The sequence below is a fragment of the Psychrobacter sp. CCUG 69069 genome, assembly GCF_021023115.1.
GTDB lineage: Bacteria > Pseudomonadota > Gammaproteobacteria > Pseudomonadales > Moraxellaceae > Psychrobacter > Psychrobacter namhaensis.
This window is the reverse complement of sequence record NZ_QQAI01000010.1, coordinates 14,401-39,634: the sequence shown is the minus strand read 5'-3', so window position 1 is coordinate 39,634 and position 25,234 is coordinate 14,401. Positions and strand designations below refer to the sequence as shown.

The following is a 25,234-nucleotide window of genomic DNA, read 5'->3' as shown; positions in this document are numbered from 1 at the left end:
AAATGTTCACACTAGCCAGTAACATAAAAATGGTTGTTACTCGCGAGCGCAATGATTTTGGCTATTTATTAGTAATTAAAACCTCAATCTTGGTAAGTACCCTAAGTATTGGGCAATTGTTTCACCTCGATACAATTCACTATATAATAAAATAACGATTCTTACGGTGACGGCTATGACTGCTTCTAAACTTTTAAAAAACAGCACCTATTTACTCAGTGCTTTCTTGCTTGCCGCCTGTCAGCCATCGCCGCCTACTGATGAACCCGTGACTTCCACAGACAGTGCCGCAGTCGATACGCCAATTGTCATTACTAATGATAGCGTGACCATGACACCAGAGCACATATTGAGTATTAAGCCGTCACGCTATCAGCCTAGTGTGGGACTGCAAGGTCGTATCGAACCCATTAAACAAACCAAGTTTACAGCCGCACACCCTATCAACGTCAAAGAAATACTGATCAGTGAGGGACAATGGGTAGAAAAAGAGACGCCTTTGCTCATTGTTCGACGTTTGGAGAGCGGTAACACAGGAGTGCACTCAGAGCGTACAGCAGGCAACGCACCGCTAGAAACCGAGAACTCGCCTCAAGAAAATACATTGGCTAATAACATCGACGGTCCCAAAGGCGCAAAGCTGGCAGATAAACAAGAAAAAGAGACCCACTCCCGCCCTGAGCAAGCCCCTACTGATGACAATGGTAATGATAATAAGACAGACATAAAAAACAGCGTGACCGATGGCAGTGAACCATCAAAAGCGCCATCAACCATCGATAACGCAAACGTCGACTCCAGCGATAGGACGGTAAATAGTAGCAAAGGTGCGACGAGCAGACCCTCTCACTATAAATTGGTCACGGTGCGGGCCAGTTTTTCAGGGCGTGTAGAAGAATTGTATGTGAAGGCGGGACAAAATATAGAGGCTGGCACCCCTCTATTACAGCTTAGCGACGAGACGAAATTGTACTTTATTGCTACCCTACCTATTCAAGCGGAACCTCAGCTTTCGGTTGGTCAGACGGTCAACTTTACCGCTGAAGGTGTGTCAGATAAGTTTACGGGACAGGTCAGTAAGCTGACAGCGACCAGTCAGCCTAAAAAACTCTTAGTCTACGTCGATGTGATTGAAAATCAGAAAAATCATGACAAGCTGTTAGCAGACATGAAGGTCACAGGGCGGGTTAATTATGGTCAAATAGATGTGGGTACGATTGTACCCAAACGCGCCCTTCATGATGTCGACTTAACAGAACTACAAAAGCCGCCCTACAAGCCGCTGAGACCTTTGACGGCGAATGTCTGGGTTATTGGCCAAGATCAGCGTTTAAAGCGCCGAGCTATTGAAGTGGTTGAATATAATCCCACAACAAACCAGTATTTAATTGCGGGTATTAGTAATGACAGCTTAATTTGTTTGGCAGACTTACCCATTGATTCTGAAGGCAAAAAAGTCATTGTTTCATAGCGATAAACATCGACAGTTACATTGTGTAGAAACATTAACAAAGGCTCTCTTGTTTTGTAACAGCGTAATTAGGCACTATGCCCGTATGATATATAGCATATACTGAGTATTGGAACCGTTTGTACTTTATGACTGTCGGTCTTAGTAGTCTGAAAACAGGTTTGCAGATTGCGAGAGTGAGTATAAATGAGTAAATAATGTCAATACTTGAGCCGCTAATATAGTGATGTGCCTGTCTGATTAACACATCAAGCGCACAAGACTTTTGGCAAACTATAACAACAACGAGAGGACAACCCATGAGCAAACAGATTTTATTAATTGAAGATGATCCAGATTTGGCTGAGTTGATCAGTGACTACCTGACAATGAATTATTATGATGTTCATCATGCAGGACTCGGTCAAGAAGGGCTTGATTTACTAGACACCAAAGAGCGTGACATTGATTTGGTCGTACTTGATTTGATGTTGCCTGATATGGACGGCATGCAAGTGTGTCAAAAAATTCGCGGCAATAAAAACAACATGACCAATAAAGTGCCGATTATCATGTTGACTGCGAAAGGGGATACAACGGATCGCGTACTCGGTCTTGAGATGGGCGCTGATGATTATATTGCTAAGCCCTTTGAACCACGTGAGCTTTTGGCCCGTATTCGCGCGGTTATTCGTCGGCACGAGCAGCCCAATCAAGCAGACAGCCAGTCAGACAGCTTAACGTTTGGGCGTTTGAGCGTCTTCCCTGACAGCCATGAAGTCACTATCGACGATGAACCAGTACGTTTGACGACGCATCAGTTCCAACTTTTGCATTACTTTGCTACCCATTCTGGTAAAGTGTTGAATCGTGAGCAGCTTTGGCAAGCCATGCCCAATGATGACAGCTCAGACAACATTGATCGCGCGATTGACGTGCATATTTCACGTCTGCGAGCGTTGATTGAAGACAACCCACGCCAGCCAAAACGTATTATTACCGTACGCGGCGTTGGGTATCAGTTTGCCACTGATCAGGTTTGATCCCAGAAAGTAGCCAGACGCTTAACCCCGTGGTATGAGACAAACCTGTGAGCCGACGTAAACGCTTGAAAACAGAGACTATTTAATGCAGCAGTTGGGATTTCGCTCCGTATTTGCCAAGCTATTTGCCAGTGTCATGCTGGCACTTATCTTATTTGCAGTCGCTATGGTGCTATTGACTCAACTGGTGCATGACAAAGATGCAGGCATACGCTCAGAAATACTGGCCACCCAGATTTTGGGACAAATTGACCCATTTTTGCATGAGCTTAATGTCTCTGTTAGTAAAGACAATCGATTACAGTCACGTTTTATGCTGGCTGTGGTCAAAAAAAGCTTTGATATCTTTGATGAATCACTACAAGCAAAGATGGGCTTATACAACAATGATGGTCGGTTGCTGATGCAAACAGACAATAGCGATTTGCCGCTAGAGCTGCCAGCGCCCCCATCGCTGCTATCACGCGTTTTCCCCTCATTTTCTGATGTCTCCCCTACCAAGCAAGTTCAAGTCTATAGCAGCACTGGCTATACCCTGTTGTATGAATCACGCTTACCTCCTAAAAAGCCGGTACTCTCGGCTGCGTTGAATTTATTCACGGGTACGCTACTGCTGCTACTCATAATGGCAGGCGTACTGTGGTGGATTGCTCGTACCATCACGTGGCGCATCAATCAGATGAGCCAACAGATGACGCAACTGGGCGATGGCGACTTTACGGTACGCGTTAATGCCCGCGGTAATGATGAAATCGCCTCATTAGCCCGCGGTTTTAACCAAGCAGCACAAAAGATCGAACATCTTATCGATGCCAATAACTTACTATTAGCGCACGCTTCTCATGAGCTGCGTACGCCCATTACGCGTATCCGTTTACAGATTGAGATGATGGATATGCTGGCGGGCGCTCTACCTTCTGATACTAAAGCGAAATTTGATAAGCGCGCCCACGCAATTAATCGTGACTTATCAGGACTCAATGATTTGGTAGAGAGTATCCTACTGGTGAGCCGTTTAGATGCTGGCCATGCGTTGCAGCAAGTTGAACGCTTAGATTTATATGATCTAGTCAATCAAGAACGTCAACACTATCCTGAAGCCACCCTGATTGGTGAGCATATTGTCATTGATGGTCAGTCATCCATGTTGACCCATTTGATTCGCAATTTATTAACCAATGCGATGCTCCATGGCAAACCGCCAGTCACGGTATTGCTATACGGTGTGCAAACGGCTGAGGAAGCCGGCACCATTCCTGATTATCTATTGCAAACGGTGCTATCTAGTAGCTTTGTCGATTATAATAGCTCTGACTTTGAAACGTATGACGAGCAAACTGAGCAAGTTGATAACAACGAAGAGGCGCCACAAAGCCCGAAAAATTCAAACGACGCGTCCCATACAGATAAAGTCAAATCTGAAGCAGCAGAACCAATAGCCACACTGCCAGCTCCGCCTATTTATAAAAATGGTGAAAGCGTTGCTGTTGATAGCGATACTCATGCAGAGGTTAGCCTAGATACGGATGCTAACAGCGAGAGCCTTGAGAATGGGACGGGATTAACAGAAACCCATGCTCCTAGTACTCACGATGAGCACTCTGACTTAAACGCTGCTGTCACCTCAAGCACTGCTGCCACAAGTACGAGTGACTCCCCCCGTCCCAATAGTGACTCATCATTGGTGGTTACCCATCACAGCTTTACCAGTGATTTGACTGACAGAATTAAAAAGGTTATTTGGAAGGCGGTTCCTGACTCTGCCCTGTCTTCTACCGCTGCCAACAATACTGAAAGTGCTACTCATAGCGAGGAAGCGCCTAAGTCTAAAGAGGGAATAATAAGTAGGAGCGTCAAGGCGCAAAAAAGTGGTGAAGCGCCAAAAGCAGATAAAGAAGCTGTTTCTGCAACTGGCGCTAAAAAGGACAGCAAAGACACCGCGCAAAATGATACTGAGACGACGAGTACACCCCGCAAAGAAGGACTGTTTGCCAAACACATGAAGAAAGCGAAAGCCGAACCTGTACGTCCTTTACCAAAATATGCGGTACTGGCAGTGATTGATGAAGGCACTGGTATTCCTGAAGACAAACGCGAAGAGGTGTTTAGCCCATTCGTGCGCTTGCAGCAAAAAAACAAAGGCTCGGGGCTCGGCTTGTCCTTAGTTTCACAAATCGTCACCGCCCATCAAGGGCGTATTATCACCGATACGCTAAATGGTCATACGAGATTTTTAGTCGTTATACCAGTCAAACATGACCCACACCATACCCAGCACGATTAATCAGCTACCTACAAGTCAACTCTACATCCGCTACAGCGTCATCTCACTTGAGGGGCGGCGTATATAATCCATGTTTGCTTTCTTTATCAAGATTATTTAGATTCGACCATACCCAATGAGCGTTTCTTTTTATACTGACATTGCCCTCTCTATTCTTCAAACCCCCTTTCACTAATTGCTATTAGTCATAAGCGGGTCACGGATGCGCATATCCAAAGCGCTCGATAATATGCTATATTAGCGCCCCTTATTATAGGGTTGTTGACTGTGGTTTTTTAATGCGTCTCTGACACGCTAAGAGACGCATAACAACACACTCATAACTATTAAAAAAATTATTGAATTTTGAGCCCTCCATGAATGACATGATTGTCTTAAACGATGTGACCAAAAGTTTTTTAAGCGACCGATCAATCAAAAACGAAAATGGCAAGCCGCATTGGTTTACCGCTGTTGAGCCAACGTCTTTGACGATCCAACAAGGCGAGATTTTTGGCCTAATGGGGTATTCGGGTGCCGGTAAGTCGACTTTGTTACGTCTGATTAATATGCTTGAGCGCCCAGATTCTGGTCAAGTCATTATCGATGGCACCGATTTGACCACCTTGTCTGCCAGTGAGCTACGTATTGCTCGGCACAATATCGGCATGATTTTTCAGCAGTTTAACCTGATGTCGAATCGTACTGTCTTTGACAATGTGGCTTTTAACTTAACGGTGTCAGGCTATCCTAATCGCGATATTCACAAACGAGTCATGGATTGTCTTGAGATTGTCGATTTAACCGATCGTGCTGGCCATTATCCTGCCCAGCTATCAGGCGGGCAAAAACAGCGCGTTGGTATTGCTCGAGCGATTGCCCCGAGTCCAAAAGTACTGTTGGCCGATGAACCAACCAGCGCCCTTGATCCTGCGACCACCCGCAGCTTGTTGACTTGCTTACGTGATATCAATGAACAGCTTGGCGTGACCATTGTGATTGTGACTCATGAGATGAGCGTCATTCGTCGTCTCTGTGATCGCGCAGCATTATTGCATCAAGGACAGCTATTAGAAGTGGCAGAGGTAAGAGACGGTCTGATTCAAGCAACCACCCCGATTGGCAAAGGCCTAGTCGTTGAGGACTAATGAGGCAGGAGAAATAGATATGTTAACTGGTACTGAATTATCCGCCTCGATAGACAAGCTGTTTGCACTGCGCAAAGAGATTGCAAATGCGTTTATTGACACGTTCATCATGCTCGGCATCTCAACGACGGTCGCTATTGTCATTGGCGGCCTGTTTGGCGTCTTCTTATTTTTATCCAGTGACCGCCAATTTTTGCAAAATAAAACCTTGTACGGTGTGCTGGGTGGCATCACCAACTTTATGCGTGCTTTCCCCTTTGTCATTTTGATGATCGCCATGAGTCCTTTTACCAAAGCCATTGTTGGCACCGGTATCGGACCTATCGCAGCCTCTTTAGTCTTGGCAATCGCTGGTTCATTTTATTTTGCCCGCTTAGTGGAACAAAACTTGCGTGAAGTGCCGCGTGGTATTATCGAAGCGACTGAGTCTATGGGCGCGCGTCCCTTTACTATTATCAAAGTCCTACTGAATGAAGCACGCTCAGGCCTGATATTATCAGTGACGATTCTGTGTATCAGTTTGCTGTCTTATTCAGCAGCGGCTGGTATGATTGGCGGTGGTGGTTTGGGTGATTTGGCGATTCGTTACGGTTATTATCGTTATCAAACTGAGGTGATGATTTTTATCGTTATTGTACTGTCAATAATGGTTATCGCGATTCAAGCCACTGGCAATTGGATGGCCAATCGCTTGGATAAACGCTAAAAGCCCTATCAGTACAAAGTGAGAAGCGGCATTGAGCTGCCCTTATTATGAATAATACTCAGGGTTTAATGCCGATTCATCCTAAGTAAAAGGCTTGACTTTGTTACTGTGACCCTTTAATTTTGTTACTAACTTAACACCCCTTAACTGAGCAGCATTAGTTTCTATAATGTTGCTTTTTTAATCGTCATACCTCTCCTCTATTCTCTGTCTCTTATTAAGGAAGTTCCATGAAATTAACAGATATCAGCCGTCAGTTAGCGACTGCATTTGCTGCTGTTGGCGTATCAAGCTTGGTTTTGGTCGGTTGCAACAACTCCTCAGCACCAGAAGCCACTAAAGAACCGGTTACCAATGGCACAACTGCAGAAACTGCCGCTAGCGATATTGATCCTGAGCATACAAAAATCGTCATTGGTACTACCGAAGGTGACTTTGCCGATATGGTACGTAACCAAGTGAAAAGCTCGCTTGAAGCGCAGGGCTATGAAGTTGAGTTGGTGGCCTTTACAGACTACGTTCGCCCTAACCTTGCGTTGGCTGAAGGCGACTTAGACATTAATATTTTCCAGCATAAGCCCTACCTTGATACCTTCAAAAAAGAAAACAACCTTGATCTAGTCGAAGTGTTCCAAGTGCCAACCGCACCCCTAGGTATCTACTCAGGCAAAAAGAGCAGCTTAGACGAAGCCTATAAAGGTATGAGCGTCTCTGCACCAAATGACCCAAGTAACTTTGCCCGCGCCCTTGTGATGATGGATGATCTTGGTTGGATTACGCTAAAAGACAACATCGACCCATTGACTGCGTCAAAAACTGACATCGCTGATAACAGCAAATATGATATCGACATCGTTGAATTGGAAGCGGCGCAACTACCACGTGCTCGTGATGAAGTGGATTTCGCGGTTATCAATGGTAACTATGCCACAGACGCGGGTATCGAGCTGACTGAAGCACTATTCCAAGAGCCAAGTTTTGCTTACGTTAACTGGTCAGCGATTAAGTCTGCTGATCAAGGCAAAAAATGGGTCGAAGATGTGACTAACGCTTATAACTCAGAAGCCTTTAAGAAATATGCTCACGAGACTTTCCCAGGGTATAAATATCCAAAAATCTGGGGCACAGATCACAGCGCCAACACTGATGCCGCTACTGCACCTGTAGAAGCCACTGCTCAGTAAGGTTTTAGTTCAAAAATACTCTAAATTTACTGATCTCATGATAGTTACAAACGTCCATTGCTTAACGTGATGGGCGTTTTTTATGGGGCCAAATTTTTTATTTCTGTTTTTATTAACTGCCTGTCTCATCATTTATCCATTACCAAAAATGACGTTACAGCCTGTTTGTCCTTTGTAGGAAACCGTCAACCACCCTTTCTCTTTTTCTCAGTTAGTCCTATAGTGGATGGGCTAAATAGAAGCGCAGTCAAATTGAGCGCTACTATGACTGGCTACTATTATAGTCGGTTCACTTTAAAAATGTGACGGCTCTACTGGTATGAATTTTATGAAGCCTCTGTCACGCTTGCGAACAGCCAGCGAGGGAAATTTATATCAGTAGAACACCATTAACGGATGGTCCACTTTTATTCTGAACTGACTACACTGATAGTTAAAACCAGTTTTTGATTCGAAAAGAAATCAAAATCATAAAAACATAAGGATAATAATATGACTACTAAAACTTATAATATTCGTACCGCTGGCCAAGCAAATATCCCCGTACTGGGGCTGGGTACTTGGCAGTCGACTGGTCAGGACTGCGTTGATGTCGTTAAAAAAGCATTAGAGATGGGCTACGAGCATATTGACACTGCCCAAGCGTATGACAATGAAAAAGAGGTCGGACAAGGTATTAAACAGTCAGGGGTCGCTCGTGACAAGTTCTTTTTAACCACAAAGATTTTTCCTGATGATATGAAGTTTCAACCGGAGAAGTTGGCGGCAGCGGCTAAGCGTTCTCTAGAGAACCTAGATACCGACTATGTAGATCTTTTGCTATTACATTGGCCCGATGATCGCGTGCCATTGTCTGAAACTATGCCTGCGTTGTGCGAGCTACAAAAACAAGGGTTAACGCGCCATATCGGTGTCTCGAACTTTAATATCGCCAATATTATCGAAGCAAAAAAACATGCAGACGTGCCAATCGTGGTGAACCAAGTTGAGTTTCATCCCTTCATTAAGCAAAATACGTTACAGACTTTCTTAAACAACCATCATATTTTACTAGAAGCGTATTCACCCCTGGCACGTGGTGACGTGTTTGACAATGACATCATCAAAGAAATTGCTGATAAACACAATGTGACACCAGCTCAGATATCACTGGCGTGGATTTTGTCGGATAAGCACCGTGTTGCTATTCCAAAAACCTCTAACCCTGATCACCTGCAGGGTAATCTAGACGCTGTTAATGTCAAGTTGAGTGCAGAAGAGCTAGATAAAATTGGCGGGTTGGCGCGCTCGGATGGCCGCAAGATTGAACATCCTGACTATAGCCCTGTATGGGATGACTAATAGCTAACTGCGATATAATACCATTAAAAAAGGCCACCGATGAGTCGGTGGCCTTTTCGTATTTAGATAAACAATCTGATACTACTGTTGCAGCGTTTGAGTCTCGTGAATTTTTTCAGCGGGATTATATTGCTCAGAAGGGGGAACTGCACCACTGCGATTGTTTTCTTTCATTGATTTGGCGACCTCAGGTGGCATATAGTTTTCATCATGCTTGGCCAATACTTCTCCTGCGACAAAGGTATCACCCTGCATTTTACCCGTGGCAACGACGCCTGAATTTTCAGCAAACAAGTCAGGCAAAATCCCTTGATAAGTCACGGGTACTGTCGATTGAAAATCAGTAATAGCAAACTCAACGTTCAGAGGATTGTCTGCTGCGCGCTGGACACTACCTGCAACGACCATACCACCAGCACGGATACGCTTGTCTTGTGGCGCTTCGCCTTGCGCAATGGCCGTAGCGTCAAAGTAGTAGTCGGTTTGTTGCCCAATGGCGTAAATCACCAACACCACGGCTATCGCCGCGCCTGCAAGCGTAAACATAACCCACATCAGTTTTTTGCGCCGAACTGCGTTCATACCACTACCTCATTGATGAGTCCCTATTTTACAAATCACTCATCTGCAAAATAGAAAATATTAAAGAAACTACCATTAGAAAAACTTTTTAGGAATGTCTTTCTAATCGTACTCTTCTAATGGCTATATGATAGCATTTTTCGGACAAATCAATAAGTCCCATAGCCATTTATGAGGTGACACTGCTACAAATAAGACAAGGCAATTTTATGTGCTAAATCTATGATATTGAGTTAATTTTACTAACGAGAACGCTTGGTGACAGGCGTCGATGGTTTAGCAGTGCGCTGCGCTTGACGCGCCTGCTGGATAGTGAGCTGTTTGATAAGCGCTTGTCGCTGTCTGCGGCTATAAACAATAAAAGCCAGCATCATGCCAACCGTAATGGCCCAGCATGACCACACAAACACCCCATGCTCACCCATGGCGATAAACTCAGAGACGCTATAAAAATAGGGCTGCATAATATTTTCCTAGCCGTTATTTATGTTGACCACGGATGTACTCTTTCACCCACGCTTTACCTTGGTCACGCGACAAAATTAAGGTATTGGTACGATAAATTGCCAATGTCGCGACCAGTAAATAGCTGCCAATAATCATTAGTAATAATGGCATCCACATGTCTGCCGACATTTTTGGGGCAGCGGTTAAAGTAAAAGTCGCGCCTTGATGCAAGGTATTCCACCACTCTACTGAGTACTTGATAATAGGGAGATTCACCGCGCCAACAATCGATAAAATGGCCGCTGCTTTACCACGATTGGCGGTATGTTCAAAAGCGGCAAACAGTGCCATGACACCCGCATATAAAAATGCCAAAATCAGCATGGACGTCAAACGCGCATCCCATACCCAATAAGTACCCCAAGTTGGTTTTGCCCAAATGGAGCCGGTTAGCAAACTGATGACACACAGCAAAAACCCCATCGGCGCCAGTGCTTGTGCGACCAGGCTGGCCGTCTTAATCTTCCAAACTAAATAGATGACGCCTAATACGGCAAGCGCAAAATAGATAGAGATAGCAAGACTGGCTGCTGGAACGTGGATAAAAATAATACGATAGCTATTGCCCTGCAAGTAATCAGGCGGCGCAAAAGCGAGTCCCCACACACTACCGAGCAGCAGACACATACCAGCTAGTATCGCTAACCACTTCACCCAAGGCGCAAAAATACGAAAGAACTGCTTGGTACCCACAGTGGTCAAAAAGCCTTGCCAAATGCGTTGCCACAGGCTAGGAGATGAGACATTATTCAGGTTGGGCATGGGAATAAACCTATTGCGCAGCTTATGGCGGCAGGTGCGGCCCATCATGGACACTACTACCTGCTAACCTGCTGGCGTTAAACACTGGATAGAATCTACAAGGGATGTTTTATGTATTTGCTTGGCTATTATAGCAAAATTGCCAGTTTTCACCATGCTGTTAATACAAAGGGGTTTAATAAAACAGCTGATGTACAGTTTAATTAAGCCACGCCATTTTTAAGGTCAACGCAATCACCCACGGCATGACCAAGACTGACACAATACTACCTGCCAATAACAAGGCCAATATAGGCAAACCATTAAGACCGGTGGCAAACAAATCAACCGCACCCGTCGCAAAAATCAACACGGGCAGTTGCATGGGCAACGCAATCAAAGGCACCAGCACCGCGCCATTTTTCAATGATAACGTCAAGCTACTAGCGACCGCTGATAGCATCAAGAGCATTGGGCTACCCGTAACGATAGAGGCCATCAATATCCAAGCCTCAAACCAACTGAGTTGGAATAAAGGGACGGCGAGCAAACTTAATACTGCCACAATTCCACTACTAAATATCCAGTGAATCGCTAAGCGAATCAATACCCATAACGGTAGTGACGCTTTGGCGACGACCAATTGCGCCAGTGTGCCATTATCAAGGGCAGGCTTAAACAACCCATCGACCCCCATCACGAGCGATAGCAGAGCGGCGATCCACACAGCGGATACCCCAAGTCGCTGCAATAATGCAGGCTCACTGCCAACCGCTAACGGAAACAAAGTAATAATCACCAAAAACAGGACCAAAGGATACAGCCACTGCACGGCCCCTTGCTGCTTGACTTGCCATTCGCGCCGCCATAACTGCGTAAAGCTGATACCGCGTGCTGTGACTTCGAGAGTATGTGAGATTTTATTCATCGTTTGTGTCGTACTGTTTGTTTGTGACATCTATTTGCTCTTCTGCTTATCGCACTTATATTGTAGTTGGCACGAAATAAAATACCTAAACCATATACTCGGTCAAATCGAGCACTTGATTGGCCACACCGACCGCTTGATGACTGGTCATTAGTATCGCCCCACCCGCATTGGCAAAATCTCGCAGTCTGTCTTCCATCCGTGCCACCATATCAACATCAAGAGCGGTAAATGGCTCGTCAAGTAACCATAACGGTGTCACATCAGGTGTCAATAAATATAACCGCGCCAGAGTGATACGGCGGGTCTGGCCAGCAGATAAATGACTGGAGCTGAGGGTTTCAAACCCTTGCAATCCCACCCAAGTGAGGGCCTCATCAACATCAGCAGCACTTGGTGTGAGACCATACAGATTCAGCAAGAACGTTAGATTTTGCGCAACAGTGAGATTGGGATGAATACCCAGTTGATGCGAAACATATAATGGCTGAATGGGCAAGTTTGCCGCTCCTTGGTAAACCACCTCACCTGTCAGTACTGGCAGTAGTCCAGCCAGCTGCATCAGTAGCGTCGTCTTACCCGTACCATTTGCACCGATCAGATGACAAATGCTACCAGCAGACAAATGGAGCGTGACCGCTTCACACAGCGGGATTTCACCACGCTGAACCGTCAGCTCATCAAGCACAAGTAAGGGGGTAGCCAAAGCCGTCATCAAAACCTCTCGTTATTTATCAAGCGGCAGTCAATATTCATCACAAACACATACGCTGTTCATGGCATAATACTTTATGCTTACTACAAACACACAGTATAACAAATTGTCGATTACTATGACCTCAAAACCTATGCAGACTTCAAAAGATAGCCAAAACCAAATACCCAAAGTAGATACTGAAAAGGCAGACCTTGCAAACAGCCACTCTCAAGCAAGCTTAGCAGATACAAGCTTAACCATAGACCGCTTGATCGACGCCCAAGTTGCTTTTATGCAGGAGTGGTTACGTAAGCAAGCGGAACCTTTGAGTGTGGAGGCTTGGCAATGGTTTGGTGAGCAGCCGTTAAATAAATATGTCAGCCGCGACCATTTGCAACACTTGGTGAATGACTGGCTACTGAATCAGCCAATCAGTGACGTGGTGCGCACCGATATTCGCGATATTTTGCATACCGTTATTTATCACCCCGTCAATGACAACGTGCCATTGTCTGAGTTGGTCGATGACACGCAGGTTGAAACCCTTGCCAATTATGTAGGTAGCCACGAGCAGCAGCGCAATGTCTTAATCCATACGCTGGTCGGCAATGAAACCTTTGCCGACTTGCTGACACAAACGCTGTACCACGCCATCAATGACTTTATGGAAACCACGCTCGATAAAGCAGGCGGCGTTGGTAAGCTAATGAAACTTGGGCGCAGCTCTTTTGAAAAGGCCACTAACAGAAATCTTGATGAAAAGTTGCAGGCGTATTTGCACCGCAATATTAAGGATTTAGCGCGTAGAGCAGAAACCAATGCGCAAGAACACTTATCAAATGAAGAGGTCGCGCGACTATTGGTCACGGGGTGGGCGCGGATCAAAGAGCAGCCTATCAGCCATCTACAAACTTATTTGCGCGATGACCCTGATAACAGCAGTATCCATCATATTGAAGCCAGTATTCAGCAAAGCTATAACCGCCTGCGCATGTCGCCTTACTTACATAGCCTCGTGGCAGCCAGTATCGATACTTGGTATGGTAATCATCAAGCAGATACTATGGCTACCATTGCCGCAAGCTTACACATTGATGAGCAGGCCATGACACAGTTTAGTACAGCGCTATTGCCTATAGTACAGGATATGCTTGACAGTTCGTGGTTTACGGCACATATTCGTGAGATGCTACAGGCGTTTTATAACCAGCCCGCTATCAAAGAGAGTTTAATAACTAATAGCGAGTAACTGACCGTTTTAAGGTATATCAGTCTTTAATACTATTTATTTGTCAGAACAATATTATGAGCCAACGTAATAAACTCAGCTTATGGCAAAAACTCAAACGGTTACTGACTGACTCAGCGCCGACGTCTGTTGCTGATGGTGGAGATAAACCACCACAGTTATCAGAAAATGACACCGATACGACTCACTCAGACACTGATAGCCAAAAAAACAGTGAGACAGGTGGCGACAATAAAAGCACCTTTGACGGCGATGCCGAGGCTGGCTCTGCCCCTGATGCTAAAAAGAACAGCCAGCCCTCTGAAAATGACGGCTCTAACCGCACGGAACATCGCCAGCACAGCGACACCCCCATCGTCGATATCCTAAAACAGTACTTCAGCAGCAAACAGTGGCACTACACTCACTATCGACCCAAGACCAATGACCGCCAGCAATCGCATCATTTATCGTTAAGGATGCGTCATAGACAACTAAACTGCGGCTATCTGTTTCGCGTTCAAGAGAAAAACAAACTGTTAGCCGTTTATGGGATCTTGCCGTTTTTGATACCAGAGAGTCATCAAAACGCGGCGATGCTACTGATCACGCAAATCAATTACGACATGCTCATCGGTAGTCTAGAAATGGATGTCAATGATGGCGAGATACGCTACAAAAATGCCATCGATGTTGAAGTAGTCGGCATTAATGACGTCACGATTGAACACTTACTGCAAAGCGTGATCGCCATGACCACGGTCGCTCATGAGTTATTTTTTAACTTGGTGAATCATCAAGATCCTGCCGAAGATTTACAAACACTGATGTTGGAGCTACGCCAACAGGTAGATTCGCGCACGTTCTTTTTGCCAACCCAGTTCGTTCAATAAAGCCTGGCTTAAAATACGTATCAGCCACTTTTATGCTGTCTTATCACCCCCTGACGCATCAGTCTCTTATTGTCCAAACGCTCAAACACCTCTAAAAAAGAAGTCTTGTAAAACTATGCTAAAAATTGCCTACTCTGACATTTTTCGTTACTCGGTACCTGAAAAGCACCGCTTCCCTATGCAAAAATACACCATGATTCCTGAGCGTCTAGTGGCGGAAGGCACGATCAGTACCGATAACTTTTTTGCCCCTGACCGCCTAAGTGAAGATGAGATCTTGTCCACGCATACGGCAGACTACTGGCAGCAACTAAAAACCCAAACACTACCAAGAAAAGAAGCACGAGCCATTGGCTTTGAGATGACGCCAGCGCTGGTAGAACGCGGCCGTTATATTGCCCACGCAACTTATGAATGTGCGCTGTATGCGCAGCAGTATGGCGTGGCAATGAATGTCGCGGGCGGTACGCACCATGCCTTTGCCGACCATGGCGAAGGGTTTTGTGTCTTCAATGATGTGTGCATCGCCAGCAATTTGTTACTAAATCGCGGACAGGCGCAAAGGATTTTGATTATTGACTTGGATGTCCATCAAGGCAATGGTAACGCCAGTATCATGGCGGATGAATCGCGCGTTTTTGTCTTTAGTATGCATGGTGGCAAAAACTACCCGTTCCGTAAGCAAAAATCAGACTTAGACATTGAGTTAGATAACGAGACGGGCGATAAGGAATACTTACAGATTTTGACAGGCACGCTACCGCGATTAATCAATGAGTTTGGGCCAGACATGATATTTTATCAATCCGCTGTCGATGTGCTCGCGACGGACAAATTGGGAAAACTGGCACTGACCCTAGACGGTTGCAAAGCCCGTGATGAGTACGTGTTGCGTCAAGCGAAATCTGCCAACATTCCTGTCGCTATCGTGATGGGAGGCGGCTACTCAGAAGACATCGAAGATGTGGTAGAGGCGCATTGCAATACGTTTCGTTTGGCACAGCAGATTTATTTTGGTGAGATGGCGGGTTAGTACGGAGGCTTAACCTCTAACGAATGAATGTATAACGTCACAAGGCAGATTTATATGGCAAAAATATTGATAGGATTGGGCATTGTACTGGTTATTATCGGGGTGATTTGGCTGTGGTTTCCAAGTGCGTTTTCGTGGATAGGTAACCTGCCAGGCGATATCAAACACACTTCAGGCAACACGCGGATTTACTTTCCTGTGGTCACCATGATAGTGATCAGTGTCGTTGCGACTATCGTGTTGAACTTATTGAATCGTTAACTGTCTTCTTATGACAAAATCGCCGCCATGCCTTGCCAGCCGACACGGATACCAAGCACGGTTAAAATCAATAAAATAAGCTGACGAAAACGTGCTTGTGGTAAATACCGACGTAAGCGAATGCCAACCAAAAGAGCCGCGATAGACAGCACACTCAGTAGCGCAATCAGCTGCCATTCGCCATGACTCAGGGCCATGATAGGCTCACGTAAGACGATGATTTGAGCGATTTTGCCCAAGAAGTAGCACAGGTTACCGACTTTGGCGATCGTGTTTTTATCATTGCTTGCAGACAATAAGTACATCATCAGTATGGTCGACATGGCATTGGTCGCCCCGCCAACGACGCCCGCGCTAAAGCCAACGATAACTAGCACAGGTTTGGTATCAGGTAAGCGAATCTGCTTACCCAGTAAGCTGCTCATCACATAAAAACCAATGACCGCGGCCAGTACCAATAGGATATAAGCGCTATCTACCCATAACAATAGCTTAGCGCCCAAAACACTACCAAGTAAGCTGGTTAAAGCAAGCAACCAATAGCGTCTGCCGTAATAAGTGAAGTTTTGCCAAATCGTGCGACCGCCACCCGCCAGCCATGTCATCACATTGAGTAATAGCGATGGAAAAATAACTAAGACAATGGCATGTGGTAATGGATACATGCTGGCAAGCGCGGTGGTCGTCACCAAAGTCACGCCTAGTCCGCTAATGCCATGCAGCAGTGACGCCAGCGCAAAGATCGCAAGTAACAATAACGTCTGTGTGCTATCGCTACCGGCTAGGTCGGTCATGTTTTTCGCACCATTCTAGGCTGACGGCCTATATCCATAACGACACAACTAGCCATTTTGACGATGCCAGATTGTCTCACCAATGAGGCTAGCCAATTGCTCAGCAATCTTATCCTTGCTGGTTTTTTCCAGTGTGATCGCCTCACGCTCGTAACGCTCAGAGAAAAACACTTGCATGGCGTTGTCATTACTAGCAAAACCAATGTCTTTGCGTGAGACGTCATTACAAGCAATCAAGTCTAAGTTTTTAGACGCAAGTTTACCGCGAGCATAGCGCTCAACGTCTTGCGTCTCTGCGGCAAATCCAACGACAAATAGTGCAGGATGAGCAAGCGAAATAGTCGCCAAAATATCGGGGTTTTTGACCAAACTGAGCGTCATAGCCTCTTGCGTTTTTTTGATTTTTTGTGGCGCTGCCTCTTCGGTGCGATAGTCAGCCACGGCTGCTGTCGCAATAAAAATATCAGCGGCACGCGCGTTGTCATCGGTGACAGCCGCATGATGGCTATGTTGCTCTTTATGCTCATCGTCCTGCTGCTCATAATGATCATCACCGCAATCACAGTCACCATGATGATGTTCATGGTCGTGAGCATGATCGTGCGCCTCTTCAGACAAGAGCGATAGCGCGCTATGTGTGCCATCCACGCATTGCTGTGCCGCAAGCAACATCTCTTTGGCAGACAACACGTCTATGCGCGTGACATTCAGTGGTGTGGGTAGGGTGACTTTGCCGCCAGCAATTAAAACAACCTCCGCCCCTGCCACCACACAAGCGCGCGCTAACGCGAAGCCCATTTTTCCAGTCGAGTGATTGGACAAATAGCGCACGGGATCAATGGCTTCAACTGTCGCGCCTGCAGTAATGACGACCCTTTTTCCTGCCAGCAGTTGCGGCGTGGTTTGCATGGCATTAAATAACAGTATCTCGGCCAATAGTTGCTCAGGCTCCGGTAGTCGCCCCGCGCCCACATCACCACAGGCTTGCTCACCACTTGCAGGCTGGATAATCTGATAATTCATATCACGTAGGGTTTGGACGTTCAGACTCACCGCTGGATGCGCCCACATCTGCTGATTCATCGCGGGTGCAATAATAACGGGGGCCGCCGTGGCCAGGCAAACAGTGGTCAATAAGTCATCTGCCATCCCCATCGCGAGTCGGGCGAGCGTATTGGCGGATGCTGGCGCAATAACGATTAAATCTGCCCATTTAGCCAGTTCAATATGCCCCATTCCTGCTTCCGCTTGCTCATCGAGTAGTGAGATATGCACCTCATTACCAGTCAAGGCTTGCAATGTCAAAGGGGTGATAAATGCTTGGGCGCCTGTGGTCATAATGACGCGCACATCAAAGCCCGCCTTGATTAACAAGCGGGCAAAAGTAGCAGATTTATAAGCGGCGATACCGCCAGTGATAGCAAGCACGATATTGGACATAAGCATGGCATCAATAAAAAAGGTGAAAGATAAAATTGCGCTTATAGTAACAATTATGAGATAAATTGGGTAAGATTTTCTATATTTAACGGCGGTATTTGCCAGCAATTCCTAATCAAGGAGCGACAATGGCCATTAAAGACTGGCATGAAGACGACCGACCACGCGAAAAACTACTGAGATTTGGGGCAGCCCATTTGACCGATGCAGAAATTTTGGCGATATTTTTACGCACAGGTACCCAATCGCAATCAGCAATTGAGCTGGCTCGTCATCTCATTGAGCAATTTGGCAGCTTGGCAGAGCTTTTGGCTGCCCCGCAGGACATTGTTCTGTCTTGTCATGGTATCGGCCCTGCTAAATATTCGCAGATATTAGCATCGCTTGAGATGGGGACACGCTATTTAGACAGTAAACTAAAAACCGGTCAGGCACTCGGGCGCTCACAAGTGGTTAAAGACTATATCAGTACGCAACTGCGCGGTGAGCATCGCGAGGTCTTTGCTGTGCTCTGTTTGGACAACGCGCTCACTCTTTTAAACTTTGAGATACTGTTTACAGGCGGTATCTCATCGTGCTCAGTCTGTGTGAAGCACGTACTACGCCACGCTTTGAGTCACGCAGCCAGTCAGCTAATTGTCGCTCACAACCACCCACACACCGATGCTCAGCCCTCCACTGCAGACAATATATTGACCGGCGAGCTAAAAAAGGCCTGTAATTTATTAGACATCACGCTTATCGATCATATTATCGTCGGACGTAATGAAACGTTGTCTTATGCCGAAAGCGGCTTGGCACCTTTTAATTAGGGCATCTTGATACATATTGTCGACACAGCGTAGCACTTTAGCTCTTGATAGTCACCGACAACTGTTTCATATTATTAGCCAGTTTTGTCTTTTATGGAGCCGGTTTTTATTCGCCCTTTATCAGTACAACGGTAGCAGGCAATGTAAACCTGTAAAATCAGTTGTATAAAGTGCTATAACATTAACAGCGATATCTGTTTTAACTTGGTCATAAGACACTCAAACGTCAGAAAAAAAACAACTATATTTGTCCAAAATTTTTTATTCATACATGTTTACGCTTTTGGTTCAGCGTTATAAAGGAGATAGTCATGGCAGTTGGCTTATTTATTTTGGCAGTCATCATTCAATTAGCCATGGTCTTGGCCATCTTTTTGTTGTCCTTGTCACGCGTCACTGGCAGCATTGTCGCCCTTATTACCGTCATCGTAACCGCGATCATCAGTCCTTGGTCACTCATTTTAGGCATACCCATCGCCCTACTCTGTTTGGTTCTACTCATCGCCCCTCTACGCCAATCCTTAATTACCAAGCCTGTTTATAAGGCTCTAGGCGGCGCTATGCCTAGTATGAGCGACACTGAGCGTGAGGCGCTTGATGCTGGAACCAGCTGGTGGGAAAAAGAGCTGTTTATGGGGGCCCCAAACTGGGATACCTTTGCCAAATACCCTTATCCAGAACTGTCAGCAGAAGAGCAAAGCTTTATTGATAACGAAGTAGAAACGCTCTGTGCCATGCTCGATGAGTGGAAGATCCAGCATAAAGATAAAGAGCTGTCACCTGAAGCGTGGCAATTTATCAAAAGCAATGGCTTTTTGGGCTTAATCATCCCAAAAGAGTTTGGTGGCCTAGAATTTAGCTCTTATGCGCAAAGCCGTGTCATGAGTAAGATCGCGTCGCGCTCACCGACTGCCGCTGTGACTTGTATGGTACCAAACTCACTCGGCCCTGGTGAGCTTTTGATGCACTATGGTACGGATGAGCAGAAACAACGTTGGTTGCCGGGTTTGGCAAAAGGCGATGAAGTTCCTTGCTTTGGTTTGACAGGCCCTGAAGCGGGTTCTGATGCAGGCGCCATTCCTGACACAGGCGTGGTCTGCTACGGCATGCATGAAGGCGAGCAAGTGCTTGGTCTACGTATGAACTTCTCCAAGCGTTGGATTACCTTAGCACCTATTGCCACTGTGGTTGGTCTGGCCTTTAAAATGCACGATCCAGAAGGTCTGCTGGGTAACCCTCAAAAGAGCGACTATGGCATCACCTGTGCGCTGGTTCCTGCCAGCCACAAAGACGTTATTATAGGCCCACGTCACAATCCTATCGGCTCACCATTTATGAATGGTACCGTCGATGGTAAAGACGTCTTTATCCCATTAGATTACATCATCGGCGGCGTTGAAAATGCAGGTCGCGGTTGGCGCATGCTGATGGAATGCCTAGGCGTTGGTCGTGGTATCTCCTTACCTGCGCTATCCACCTCAGCCAGTGAAATGACGTATTTGTCTGTCGGGGCTTTTGCTAAAGTGCGCGAACAGTTTAAAATTTCGGTTGGTAAGTTCGAAGGCGTACAGGATGCCACCAGCCGTATGGCCAGTAACACTTATATGCTAGAAGCGTTCCGTCATCTGGTTACTTGCGGGCTAAACCAAGGGGGTACGCCATCGGTGATGACCGCAATGGCTAAGTACTATGCGACTGAAACCATGCGCAGTGTGGTCAATGATGGGATGGATGTCGTTGGTGGTCGTGCTGTACAGATGGGTCCACGTAACTTCTTGGCGACGCCTTATCAAGCCATTCCGGTGTCTATCACCGTTGAGGGCGCCAATATCTTGACACGCTCACTGATGATCTTTGGACAAGGGGCCATGCGTTGCCACCCTTACCTATTTGATGAGCTGCAATTGCTACAAAGTGACGACAAAGCAAGTGCCACTAAGAAATTCGATACGCTCTTTTTTAAACATTTGGGCTATACCTTTAACCGCGGGGCAAAAGCCTTTGTCGCAGGGTATGTCGGTGGCAGTAATCACGCACCGAGTTTTGCGGATGGCTTTACCCGTCCCTACTATAAGCATATCAATCGCTTAAGTGCGAGTTTTGCTTTGACAGCCGATATGGCGTTAGGGTTACTGGCCGGTGATTTAAAACGTAAAGAGATGCTCTCTGGTCGCTTAGCCGACATTCATGGTCATTTATTTATTAGCACTGCTATTTTGCAGTTTTATGAGTATGGCACTAAATCAGAAGCTGAGCGCTTGCATGCCGAAGTGGCGCTGCAAAATAGCTTTTATACGATTCAAGAAGCTTTTTTATCACTCTTTGCCAACTTCCCAAATCGCATGGCCGCCAGCTTGGTCAGCTTTGTGACTTTCCCAAGTGGCCGTATCTTTACGCCGCCAGACGATGAGCTGAAACGCAAACTGGGCGATACCTTCATGGATGATTTTGCGGCCAACCCATTCCGTGACTATCTCAAAACCATGGTTTACTACAATACCGAAGCAGACGATGTCACGGGGCGCATGGAGCATGCCTATCAAACACTGCTCGATATAGAACCTTTATGGCAGAAGTTTAAAAAGGCGGAACATAAAGACAGCTTTGAAGGCCTTACTTTTGAAGATCACGTGGTCTATGCCAGCCAAAACGGTGACATTACCGAAGAAGAAGCGGAAGTGCTCATTCAATACAATGCTTTGCGCTTTGATTCTCTATTGACCGATGTGTTCGACAAGCATCTATCGCAAGCACAAGAACGTGATAATCCACACAGCCTCGATAACGCAGTACAACAACTGACGGACTATGCGCAGCTAAAAAATGAGGCGCAAGCCAGAAACGGGATTGCGACGACTGATGGGAGCGCATCTGGTAACATGGCTGCCACTGCCACTAATGATAAGACTGGTGACGCTAACCCCAATCACGGTTATGAGAGTGATGGTGATGTAGAAATGGTCTCTGAGCAAGATACGGCTCAAGAAGTGCGCACTCAGACCGACTTTGTTGACGCCAATCCTGATGCCGAAGCGCTTGACCATCGTCATCGTGACGCAGAGTCACACTTAAATGAACGCATGAGTAACAACCACAGTCTACATAGATCTAGCGCCGATAATCCTGAACACTTAGACCATACAGAAAGACCTGAAAACGTAGAGGTGACTCAAGACACGGTAGAAAGATCTTCTACCAGTGATAGTAAGTGGCAAGATGGTCTACGTCGTGATGAAAATGATAAGGTATAAAAAAGTATAGAGAAAAATAGGATTTACATGAGATGCTGATAAGTGACGACTGTTAAACACACTACACATGTTATGTAGTATCTTCTTATAATTCAGCTTAAAAAGACTGTCCAGTTTGGGCGGTCTTTTTTTATAAACACCCATTTTTAATCATCCATGCTAATAATATTTAGTGCCATTTGTCCGCTCTTTACCACTGAAAAATGTCGCACAAACAGCTTAATTAGTGACCTCATTTCATCTAAATTATAAAAAAACGTTGCAGTCTCCTTAACAATTATTTTATATTGTGCGAGAAATTGACATAAAATGACAGACAAAAAATTTACAGACGTAACAAAATCAGGTATAGAGCCCGCAATAATTGATGTATTGAGCTCGTACCCGACCTGACACTAGGCGTTGCGTACAAAAGGATAGAAGTTATGTGGAAAAATTTGGGACTGACGGGCAAAATTATTGTTGCCATGGTACTCGGTATCATACTGGGTTTATTTATAAACTATTCAGGACTAAACGCTGAAGGCGGTTTTGTTAGTACCTATATTACGAACGGGTTTTTCGCGATTATTGGCAAACTGTTCGTTAACTCACTAAAAATGTTGGTTGTTCCGTTAGTACTTATCTCGCTGATTTGCGGGGTTTGCGGTATTGGTGATATTCGCTTGCTTGGGCGTATTGGTACCAAGACCTTTCTCATCTATATGATGACAACCGCGTTGGCGATTGCCACTGCGATTGGCCTTGGTATTTTATTTGGTATCGGTAAAGGTATGGATATCGAAACGGAAGCTGCGTTCGAAGCCAAGTCAGCGCCGCCCCTACTAGATGTTTTCTCCAATATCATTCCATCTAATCCCATCAGCGCGATGGCGAATGGTGACATGCTATCGATTATTTTCTTTGCGATCTTAATCGGTATCAGTATTTTGATGGTTGGTAAGCCTGCCAAAGGGTTGGTACAGAGTTTAGAGCTTATTAATGAAGTCATCCTAAAAATGGTGACCATCATTATGAACTTAGCACCATACGGTGTTTTTGCTCTCTTAACTAAAGCCATGGCTGAGCTTGGTTTAGATCTTATTTGGTCATTACTTGGTTACGTTGCAGTGCTGGTTGGCTCACTGGCTTTCCACTTTTTCATTACCATGATGATTGTCCTCAAGCTGTTTTCAGGCTTGTCCATCAAGACGTTTTTGGCAAAAATGCGTGAAGTGCAGATTTTTGCATTCAGTACTTCAAGCTCTAACGCTACGATTCCTATTACCTTGCGTACTGTCACCAAGCGTATGGGGGTCAATAACTCAGTTGCTTCGTTTACCGTTCCGTTTGGTGCAACCATCAACATGGATGGTACCGCCATCATGCAAGGGACGGCGACCATTTTCATTGCCAATATTTATGGTGTTGATTTGGGCGTGACTGAGTACCTAACCGTTATCCTTATGTCGGTACTGGCCTCTGTCGGTACTGCTGGTGTCCCTGGTGTTGGTCTGATTATGTTGTCTATGGTGTTTGCCCAAGTCGGTCTGCCTATCGAAGGTATCGGTCTGATCTTAGGCGTGGATCGTATCCTTGATATGTTGCGTACCGCGGTGAACGTTGGTGGTGATGCGGCAGTGACGGCCATTGTGGCAAAATCAGAAAATAAAATGGATACAGCGATTTATAACGATCCTGATGCAGGTGCCAAAGACGTATTTGACGGTCATATCGATGAAGATAATGAGCGCGAGTTCTCTAATGTCTTTAGTGATGGCATCATGGGTAGTGAATACGATGATGTCGATCGCCGTCGCTAGTCATGCATACTGAATAAAGATTGGCATAAAAAAACCTCAGTCAGATTGACTGAGGTTTTTTTATGCCTGAGCTATTAGCTAAACACGTTTGATTTAGCCAAGCACATACTTAGTAATCATCGCTAGGCAAACCAGCACAATCATCGGACGTATCAGCTTACTCCCCCCTTTGACGACCATGTGTGAGCCAAAATACGCCCCTATCGTTTGCCCCACCATCATCGCCAGACCCACTTTCCACAAGACATTGCCGCCTAAGATAAAAAATATCAACGAGCCAATGTTAGTAGATAGGTTTAGCACCTTAGCAGCACCTGTCGCTTCGATAATCTGACGCCCGCGCAACGCCACATTGCCGAGTGCAAAGAACATCCCTGTCCCTGGGCCAATATAACCATCATAAAAGCCGATTAATGGCGCAACCACCTTTTGCCATTTGCCTTCTGAGATGCGCGGGGCGGCCTCTACTTCACCAAGTTTAGGCGCAAACAACGTATAGATACCAATAGCCGCAATCAAAAATGGAATCAGCTTTTCAAGGAGATCTGGCGGTGACATCTGTACGGCGATCGTACCGATAACCGAACCAATAAAAGCGCCAATAATAGCCACCTTTATACGCTGCGGCTTGATCACACCTTTTCTAATCATCGTAATGGACGCGGCTAGTGCACCTGAAGCCGCTTGTAGCTTATTGGTGCCAAGCGTTAGCACGGGTGGAATGTTGGCCAACAGCATGGCAGGTATGGTCAACAAGCCGCCACCACCAGCGATGGCATCGATAAAGCCTGCCAATGCTGCCACCACAGTAAGCAGTGCAATGATCTCTAAGGAGAGGGATATGTCCATGACGCTGACCTTCAAAAGTTATGATAAATAAGGAAAAACCTCTAGAGTACTCGGTTGAGAATGTACTATTGATGAGGCAATAGTACGGCTGATACGTCCCAGAGAGCTAACCGAGCGGTATATAACGTCGCTCATTATAAAGATAAAACCGTAAAAAAAACCAAAAACGTAACAAAGTCTGCTAGATTTGTCTAATGGCTTGCTAAAACGCGCCCTAAGCGATTGTTGAACAAAAAAATAACGGCTTACAACAGCTTTGCCTGCGGTCGCACTTTTATAAT

Annotated in this window: 22 protein-coding genes; 14 read left to right on the top strand and 8 right to left on the bottom strand. The window is 45.8% G+C overall.

Going from position 1 to position 25,234, the window contains the following annotated elements; genetic code table 11:
* The first annotated feature begins 175 nt into the window (after positions 1–175).
* The 7 genes from DVY93_RS08010 to DVY93_RS07980 all read left to right on the top strand — a co-directional run bounded on the left by DVY93_RS08010 (position 176) and on the right by DVY93_RS07980 (position 9,135).
* A complete protein-coding gene (locus DVY93_RS08010; protein WP_230710185.1) occupies positions 176–1,471 on the top strand; it encodes an efflux RND transporter periplasmic adaptor subunit in 1,296 nt (431 codons plus the stop codon).
* 299 nt (positions 1,472–1,770) lie between these two features.
* A complete protein-coding gene (locus DVY93_RS08005; protein WP_058025471.1) occupies positions 1,771–2,493 on the top strand; it encodes a response regulator transcription factor in 723 nt (240 codons plus the stop codon).
* An 85-nt stretch (positions 2,494–2,578) separates the two neighbouring features.
* Entirely contained in the window at positions 2,579–4,777 is a 2,199-nt protein-coding gene (locus DVY93_RS08000) for an ATP-binding protein (RefSeq protein WP_230710183.1), read from the top strand.
* 356 nt (positions 4,778–5,133) lie between these two features.
* Positions 5,134–5,904 carry a methionine ABC transporter ATP-binding protein gene (locus tag DVY93_RS07995; RefSeq protein WP_230710181.1) on the top strand — a complete coding sequence of 257 codons (771 nt, stop codon included), beginning with the start codon at positions 5,134–5,136 and terminating at the stop codon, positions 5,902–5,904.
* Positions 5,905–5,923: 19 nt separating this feature from the next.
* Entirely contained in the window at positions 5,924–6,610 is a 687-nt protein-coding gene (locus tag DVY93_RS07990; protein ID WP_193005256.1) for a methionine ABC transporter permease, read from the top strand.
* A gap of 230 nt (positions 6,611–6,840) precedes the next feature.
* A complete protein-coding gene (locus tag DVY93_RS07985; protein ID WP_193005255.1) occupies positions 6,841–7,794 on the top strand; it encodes a MetQ/NlpA family ABC transporter substrate-binding protein in 954 nt (317 codons plus the stop codon).
* Between the two features lie 492 nt (positions 7,795–8,286).
* Positions 8,287–9,135 (top strand): aldo/keto reductase, encoded by an 849-nt coding sequence (locus DVY93_RS07980; protein ID WP_230710179.1) that lies wholly within the window; start codon positions 8,287–8,289, stop codon positions 9,133–9,135.
* Between the two features lie 81 nt (positions 9,136–9,216).
* Here DVY93_RS07980 and ccmE read toward each other — a convergent pair whose 3' ends face one another.
* The 5 genes from ccmE to ccmA all read right to left on the bottom strand — a co-directional run bounded on the left by ccmE (position 9,217) and on the right by ccmA (position 12,608).
* A complete protein-coding gene (gene ccmE, locus DVY93_RS07975) occupies positions 9,217–9,717 on the bottom strand; it encodes a cytochrome c maturation protein CcmE (protein WP_193005253.1) in 501 nt (166 codons plus the stop codon).
* Between the two features lie 242 nt (positions 9,718–9,959).
* Complete coding sequence (gene ccmD / locus DVY93_RS07970; protein ID WP_193005252.1) at positions 9,960–10,181, bottom strand: heme exporter protein CcmD; 222 nt, start codon at positions 10,179–10,181, stop codon at positions 9,960–9,962.
* A gap of 16 nt (positions 10,182–10,197) precedes the next feature.
* Entirely contained in the window at positions 10,198–10,986 is a 789-nt protein-coding gene (gene ccmC / locus DVY93_RS07965; protein ID WP_198333832.1) for a heme ABC transporter permease CcmC, read from the bottom strand.
* A gap of 199 nt (positions 10,987–11,185) precedes the next feature.
* Positions 11,186–11,893 carry a heme exporter protein CcmB gene (locus tag DVY93_RS07960; RefSeq protein ID WP_404672023.1) on the bottom strand — a complete coding sequence of 236 codons (708 nt, stop codon included), beginning with the start codon at positions 11,891–11,893 and terminating at the stop codon, positions 11,186–11,188.
* 85 nt (positions 11,894–11,978) lie between these two features.
* Positions 11,979–12,608 carry a heme ABC exporter ATP-binding protein CcmA gene (gene ccmA / locus DVY93_RS07955; RefSeq protein WP_230710174.1) on the bottom strand — a complete coding sequence of 210 codons (630 nt, stop codon included), beginning with the start codon at positions 12,606–12,608 and terminating at the stop codon, positions 11,979–11,981.
* 133 nt (positions 12,609–12,741) lie between these two features.
* On the opposite strand from ccmA, the gene DVY93_RS07950 reads away from it, so the two are divergent.
* The 4 genes from DVY93_RS07950 (at position 12,742) to DVY93_RS07935 (ending at position 16,005) form a co-directional block, all read left to right on the top strand.
* Positions 12,742–13,839 (top strand): hypothetical protein, encoded by a 1,098-nt coding sequence (locus DVY93_RS07950; RefSeq protein ID WP_230710172.1) that lies wholly within the window; start codon positions 12,742–12,744, stop codon positions 13,837–13,839.
* A gap of 56 nt (positions 13,840–13,895) precedes the next feature.
* On the top strand, positions 13,896–14,711 hold the full coding sequence (locus DVY93_RS07945; RefSeq protein WP_230710170.1) for a YbjN domain-containing protein: 816 nt from the start codon (positions 13,896–13,898) through the stop codon (positions 14,709–14,711).
* A 115-nt stretch (positions 14,712–14,826) separates the two neighbouring features.
* Positions 14,827–15,744 carry a histone deacetylase family protein gene (locus DVY93_RS07940; RefSeq protein WP_230710169.1) on the top strand — a complete coding sequence of 306 codons (918 nt, stop codon included), beginning with the start codon at positions 14,827–14,829 and terminating at the stop codon, positions 15,742–15,744.
* A 54-nt stretch (positions 15,745–15,798) separates the two neighbouring features.
* Positions 15,799–16,005, top strand: a complete 207-nt coding sequence (locus tag DVY93_RS07935) for a DUF2905 domain-containing protein (RefSeq protein WP_230710166.1) — start codon at positions 15,799–15,801, stop codon at positions 16,003–16,005.
* A gap of 8 nt (positions 16,006–16,013) precedes the next feature.
* Here DVY93_RS07935 and DVY93_RS07930 read toward each other — a convergent pair whose 3' ends face one another.
* On the bottom strand, positions 16,014–16,799 hold the full coding sequence (locus DVY93_RS07930; protein WP_230710164.1) for a sulfite exporter TauE/SafE family protein: 786 nt from the start codon (positions 16,797–16,799) through the stop codon (positions 16,014–16,016).
* Positions 16,800–16,847: 48 nt separating this feature from the next.
* Positions 16,848–18,239, bottom strand: coding sequence for a bifunctional phosphopantothenoylcysteine decarboxylase/phosphopantothenate--cysteine ligase CoaBC (gene coaBC, locus DVY93_RS07925; protein WP_230710162.1), 1,392 nt, complete (start codon positions 18,237–18,239; stop codon positions 16,848–16,850).
* Between the two features lie 128 nt (positions 18,240–18,367).
* Here coaBC and radC point away from each other — a divergent pair, with 128 nt between their 5' ends.
* The 3 genes from radC (at position 18,368) to DVY93_RS07910 (ending at position 24,104) form a co-directional block, all read left to right on the top strand.
* Positions 18,368–19,051 carry a RadC family protein gene (gene radC / locus DVY93_RS07920; protein ID WP_230710160.1) on the top strand — a complete coding sequence of 228 codons (684 nt, stop codon included), beginning with the start codon at positions 18,368–18,370 and terminating at the stop codon, positions 19,049–19,051.
* A 311-nt stretch (positions 19,052–19,362) separates the two neighbouring features.
* On the top strand, positions 19,363–22,302 hold the full coding sequence (locus tag DVY93_RS07915; RefSeq protein ID WP_230710158.1) for an acyl-CoA dehydrogenase: 2,940 nt from the start codon (positions 19,363–19,365) through the stop codon (positions 22,300–22,302).
* A 425-nt stretch (positions 22,303–22,727) separates the two neighbouring features.
* Entirely contained in the window at positions 22,728–24,104 is a 1,377-nt protein-coding gene (locus tag DVY93_RS07910; RefSeq protein ID WP_193005241.1) for a dicarboxylate/amino acid:cation symporter, read from the top strand.
* A gap of 93 nt (positions 24,105–24,197) precedes the next feature.
* On the opposite strand, the gene DVY93_RS07905 is transcribed toward DVY93_RS07910, so the two are convergent.
* Positions 24,198–24,953 (bottom strand): TSUP family transporter, encoded by a 756-nt coding sequence (locus DVY93_RS07905; RefSeq protein ID WP_198333823.1) that lies wholly within the window; start codon positions 24,951–24,953, stop codon positions 24,198–24,200.
* Positions 24,954–25,234 lie beyond the last annotated feature (281 nt).